Genomic DNA, 4,748 nt, shown 5'->3' on the forward strand with positions numbered 1-4,748 from the left:
ACCTCGCGGGCCCCGCCCTCACCCACCCGAGACCTGCCGCATCACCATGACCACCAGCCCGGCCAGGCCCACGATCACGATGGTGACGCGCAGCGCCGTCGGCGAGATGCGCCGCCCGATCCGCGCGCCCACGAGCCCGCCCACGAGCGAGGAGAGCGCGATCAACAGGACGGCCCGCCAGTCGATGCGGTCGAAGGCGAACACCAGGTAGAACGCCGCGGCGGTGAGGTTGACCACCAGCGACAGCCACGTCTTCACCGCGTTGGCGTGCACGAGGGTGCCGCCCACCAGCAGCACGCCGAAGATCGCCATGAGCATGACGCCCTGGGCGGCCACGAAGTAGCCGCCGTAGATGCCGGTCAGGAACACGAGCGTCCACAGTGTCGGGGTCACGGGGCCCACCGGCACGGGAGAGTCCGCGCCGGGGGTCGGTCCCTGGTCCTCCGCCCGACGCCGGACCCACCGCTGGATGCGCGGCTGCAGCACGACGACCGTCAGGGCCACCACGAGCAGCACCGGCGCGACGTAGCCGAACACGGCCGGGGGCAGCGTGGTGAGCAGGGCGGCGCCGATGACCCCGCCGAGCAGGGACGCGACGGTCAGCTTCGGCAGGAGCGCCCGGGACTGGGCCAGCTCTCGGCGGTACCCGTACGTGCCGGAGAAGCCCGAGGCCACCAGGCCCATCGCGTTGGAGACCTGGGCCGTCACGGGCGGGAACCCGACCGCCACGAGCGTCGGGAAGGTGACGAGCGTGCCCGAGCCGATCACCGAGTTGATCGTGCCGGCCCAGAACCCCGCGAGCAGCACGAGCAGGACCTGCCACAGGTCCATGCCCAGCAGCTGCGCGGTCAGCAGCCCCGTCACCGGGCGACGGCGGTGTACCGACCGCCGGTGCGGGTCACCTTCAGGTCCGTGCCGAACGCCGAGGAGAGGTGCTCCTCGGTGAGCGTCGACTCGATGGGCCCGGCCGCCACGACGCCGCCGGCCCGCAGCAGCAGTGCATGCGTGAAGCCCGGGGGCACGTCCTCGAGGTGGTGCGTGACGAGGACCAGCGCGGGCGCGTCCTCGTCCGTGGCGAGCGCCGTCAGCTGGCGCACGAGGTCCTCCCGCCCGGCGAGGTCCAGGCCCGCGGCGGGCTCGTCCAGCAGGAGCAGCTCGGGGTCGGTCATCAGGGCACGGGCGATGAGCACGCGCTTGCGCTCACCGTCGGAGAGGGTGCCGAACGCGCGGTGCGCGAGGCGGGAGAGCCCCCAGGTCGCCACGAGGCCGAGCGCGCGGGCGCGATCCTCCGTCTCGTACCGCTCGCGCCACGTGCCGGTGATCCCGTAGGCGGCGGTGACGACGGCGTCCTGCACGGTCTCGTTCGCGGGCACCTGGGCGGCGAGCTGGGCGGAGGACAGGCCGATCCGCGGGCGCAGCTCGAACACGTCGACGGCGCCGAGCACCTCGTCCAGCACGCCGACGTCGCCGGCGGTCGGGTGCAGGCGGGCCGCGGCCAGCTGGAGCAGCGTCGACTTGCCGGCGCCGTTCGGGCCCATCACGATCCACCGCTGCCCCGCGCGGACCGTCCAGTCCAGGGGGCCGAGGATGTCGGTGGTGCCGCGGCGCACGCGCACGCGGCGCATCTGCAGCACGGCGTCCTCGTCCGGGAGGAACCAGTCGTCGGGAGGCGCGGGGGTGGTCATGGGGACCAGCCTAGTCCGGCCGGCCGGCGCGTCGCCGATGCGACGCACGCCCGGCCGCGCCCGCACCCCCGCCTAGGATGCCGCGCATGAGCACCCTGCGCCGCCTCGTCGTCACCGCCGACCCCGCCCTCCTCATCACGGACGCGCCCCCGGTCGGCGTGCCCGACGACGCCGAACGCCTCACCGACGACGGCCTGCTGGGCTGGCGCTTCGCCGCGGACGAGTGGGCGGCGGCCCCGGAGCCGGGCTCCGGATGGGACGTGCTCACGGTGCCGGCGACGGTCGCCGCCGCACCGGTGCCCCTCGTGGTGACGGACGTGGACTCCACGCTGATCCGGCAGGAGGTCGTCGAGCTGCTCGCCGCCCACGCCGGCCGCGAGGCCGAGGTCGCCGAGGTGACGGAGCGGGCGATGCGCGGTGAGCTCGACTTCGCCGCCTCGCTGCACGCGCGTGTCGAGGCGCTCGCGGGGCTGCCCGTGGGCGTCGTGGCGGACGTGGTGCGGGCCATCCGGCCCACCGACGGAGCCCTCGCGCTGATCGAGGCCGTCACCGCGGCCGGCGGCCGGGTGTGCGCGGTCTCCGGCGGCTTCACCCAGGTGCTCGCCCCGCTGGCCGAGGCGTGGGGCGTGCACGCCTACTGCGCCAATGAGCTCGAGGTGCGGGACGGGCACCTGACCGGGAAGGTGCTCGGCGACGTCGTGGACCGCGCGGCGAAGGCCGCCATGCTGCGCGCCTGGGCCGAGGACGCGGGGCTCACCCCCGAGCAGGCCGTCGGCGTGGGCGACGGCGCCAACGACATCGACCTGCTCGAGGCGGCCGGCTGCGGCGTGGCGCTGTGCGCGAAGCCGATCCTCCGGGAGCACGCGGACGTCGTCGTCGACGTGCCCTCCTTCACCCCCCTGCGGTGGCTCCTCGGTCTCTGAGGCGTCCGCTCCCGGAGGTCACGAGGGCCGGATCCCACGGATCCGGCCCTCGTCGTCTGGGGTGTGGTGGGGTTCAGTCCTGCCCGAGGAAGTCCTCGGCGCCGCCCACGAGCTCGGTGTGGCCGACCTCGAGGTCGTCGCGGCCCACGAGGGAGGCGATCTCGGCGGCGAACTCCTCCACGGTGTAGAGCTTGCCGGCGGCCTCGCGGCGGGCCTCGATGGCACCGGGCTCGGCGCGGTCGAGCAGGGTGGCGGTGATGGTGCCCTCGATCATGTCGCCGGAGACCACCACGAAGCCCACACCCTTCTCGGTGAACGCGGGGATGCGCTCGCGCAGCGCGTCCTCGCCGGCGCGCTTGGAGCGGGCCACGGGCTCGTAGGAGTCCATCGTGGCGACCTCGTCGATGAAGTGCGCCTGGTGGGAGGTCACGAACACGATCTGCCCGCCGGCACCCATGCGCTCGAGCGCGGCGTCGGCCAGCGCGGCCTGGGCGTCACGGTTGAGCTTCAGGGCGTAGTCCTCGCCGAACTGGGACTCCATGCCGCCCGAGGCGTTGAGCACGAGCACGTCGAGTGAGCCGAAGTGCTCCACGGCGGCGTCCAGCAGCGCGGCCCGATCCTCGGCGACGGTCACGTCGCCGCCCACGGCCACGGCGCGGCCGCCGGCCTCCTCGATCCTCTGCACCACCTTGTTCGCGCGCGGCGCCTTCTGGCGGTAGTTCACCACGACGCCCGCGCCGCGGGCGGCCAGCAGCTCGGCGGTGGCGGCTCCGATGCCGCGGGAGGAGCCGGTGACGACGACGCCGCGTCCGGCCAGGTCCTGCTCGGTCATGTTCTGTGCTTCCTGTCTGCTCAGCGGTCGGTGGTCGTCAGTGGCCCATGCCCAGGCCGCCGTCCACGGGGATCACGGCCCCGGAGATGTACGCGGCCTCGTCCGAGGCCAGCCAGCGCACGACGCCAGCCACCTCCTCCGGGGCGGCGAAGCGGCCGGCCGGGATGGACGTCTTGTACTGGGCCTTGAGCTCGTCGTCGAGGGACTGCGTCATCTCGGTGTCGATGTAGCCGGGGGCCACGACGTTCGCGGTCACGCCGCGCGCGCCGAGCTCGCGCGTGATCGAGCGGGCCATCCCGACGAGGCCGGACTTGGAGGCGGCGTAGTTGACCTGGCCGGGCGAGCCGAGCAGGCCCACCACGGAGGAAACCAGGACGATGCGGCCGCGCTTCAGGCGCATCATGCCCTTGGTGGCGCGCTGCACCACGCGGAAGGCGCCGGTGAGGTTCGTGTCGATCACCGAGGTGAAGTCATCCTCGGACATGCGCAGCAGCAGCTGGTCGTGGGTGATCCCGGCGTTGGCCACGAGCACCTCGACCGGGCCGTGGGCCTGCTCGACCTCGCGGAAGGCCGCGTCCACGGAGGCCGCGTCCGTCACGTCGGCCCGGACCGCGAGGACCCCCTCCGGCCCCTCCCCCGAGCGGGAGGTGATGGCCACGCGGTCGCCGTTCGCGGCGAACGCCCGGGCGATGGCCAGGCCGATGCCGCGGTTGCCCCCCGTGACGAGGACGCTGCGGCCGGCGGCCTGCGCGTCCGCTGCGGGCGTGGTGGTCTGATCGGCCATGGGAACACCTTCCGGACGGGACGGGACTAGACTGGAGCACCGGCGCGGCGCCGTCGACGCCGTCCTGCGGGACGCCGCCGACGGCGGGCGCGCCGGCATGTGAACCACCACTCTACGTCCGCGGCCACGCGGGGGCCCTCCGCAGGGCGCGACGTGCCAGGAGGATGCGCCATGACCAGCTCCGCCGCCGGCTCCCGAGCCGGCCGTCCCGCCCACGCCGGGCGCGGGACGACACCGGAGGTCCAGGGGGTCACCACCGCCGCCGCCGGCCGCAGCGCGGACCGGGAGGCGCGCATGAAGGTCTACCTGGTCCAGATGCTGCTCCGCACCGCCTGCTTCGTCGCCGCGCTCTTCACCCACGGCTGGTGGCAGCTCGGGTTCATCCTCGGCGCGGTCGTGCTGCCCTACGTCGCCGTCGTGCGCGTGAACAACACCGGCCCGCAGCAGGCCGGCACCCTGCGCGCCGTGCCCGCCCAGGGACCCGCCCTGACCCCCCGCCCCGACGACGCGGCGGCGCCCGAGCC

Annotated in this window: 6 protein-coding genes; 2 read left to right on the top strand and 4 right to left on the bottom strand. The window is 74.5% G+C overall.

The window, feature by feature from the left end:
• Positions 1 to 18: 18 nt before the first annotated feature.
• Positions 19 to 864, bottom strand: a complete 846-nt coding sequence (locus QL983_RS10415; RefSeq protein WP_036315227.1) for a sulfite exporter TauE/SafE family protein — start codon at positions 862 to 864, stop codon at positions 19 to 21.
• Complete coding sequence (locus QL983_RS10420) at positions 861 to 1,685, bottom strand: ABC transporter ATP-binding protein (protein ID WP_051995263.1); 825 nt, start codon at positions 1,683 to 1,685, stop codon at positions 861 to 863. The genes QL983_RS10415 and QL983_RS10420 overlap by 4 nt, the downstream gene beginning before the upstream one ends.
• Positions 1,686 to 1,771: 86 nt before the next feature.
• On the opposite strand from QL983_RS10420, the gene serB reads away from it, so the two are divergent.
• The gene (gene serB, locus QL983_RS10425; protein ID WP_290152896.1) at positions 1,772 to 2,608 is read left to right on the top strand and encodes a phosphoserine phosphatase SerB; all 837 of its coding nucleotides are present in this window, start codon (positions 1,772 to 1,774) and stop codon (positions 2,606 to 2,608) included.
• Positions 2,609 to 2,681: 73 nt separating this feature from the next.
• Here serB and QL983_RS10430 read toward each other — a convergent pair whose 3' ends face one another.
• A complete protein-coding gene (locus QL983_RS10430) occupies positions 2,682 to 3,440 on the bottom strand; it encodes an SDR family oxidoreductase (RefSeq protein ID WP_290152898.1) in 759 nt (252 codons plus the stop codon).
• A 37-nt stretch (positions 3,441 to 3,477) separates the two neighbouring features.
• Complete coding sequence (locus QL983_RS10435) at positions 3,478 to 4,224, bottom strand: beta-ketoacyl-ACP reductase (RefSeq protein ID WP_041103838.1); 747 nt, start codon at positions 4,222 to 4,224, stop codon at positions 3,478 to 3,480.
• Positions 4,225 to 4,395: 171 nt separating this feature from the next.
• On the opposite strand from QL983_RS10435, the gene QL983_RS10440 reads away from it, so the two are divergent.
• A partial coding sequence (locus QL983_RS10440; protein WP_290152901.1) for a DUF3099 domain-containing protein occupies positions 4,396 to 4,748 on the top strand: 353 nt, incomplete at its 3' end.

Origin of the sequence: Micrococcus sp. APC 4021 (assembly GCF_030407635.1) — a bacterium.
GTDB lineage: Bacteria > Actinomycetota > Actinomycetes > Actinomycetales > Micrococcaceae > Micrococcus > Micrococcus luteus.

What these genes read in the sequence shown, in the direction of transcription:
- QL983_RS10420 (WP_051995263.1), bottom strand. Translation starts at nt 1,685, where the DNA reads ATGACCACCCCCGCGCCTCCCGACGACTGGTTCCTCCCGGACGAGGAC.
- QL983_RS10435 (WP_041103838.1), bottom strand. Translation starts at nt 4,224, where the DNA reads ATGGCCGATCAGACCACCACGCCCGCAGCGGACGCGCAGGCCGCCGGC.
- QL983_RS10430 (WP_290152898.1), bottom strand. Translation starts at nt 3,440, where the DNA reads ATGACCGAGCAGGACCTGGCCGGACGCGGCGTCGTCGTCACCGGCTCC.
- serB (WP_290152896.1), top strand. Translation starts at nt 1,772, where the DNA reads ATGAGCACCCTGCGCCGCCTCGTCGTCACCGCCGACCCCGCCCTCCTC.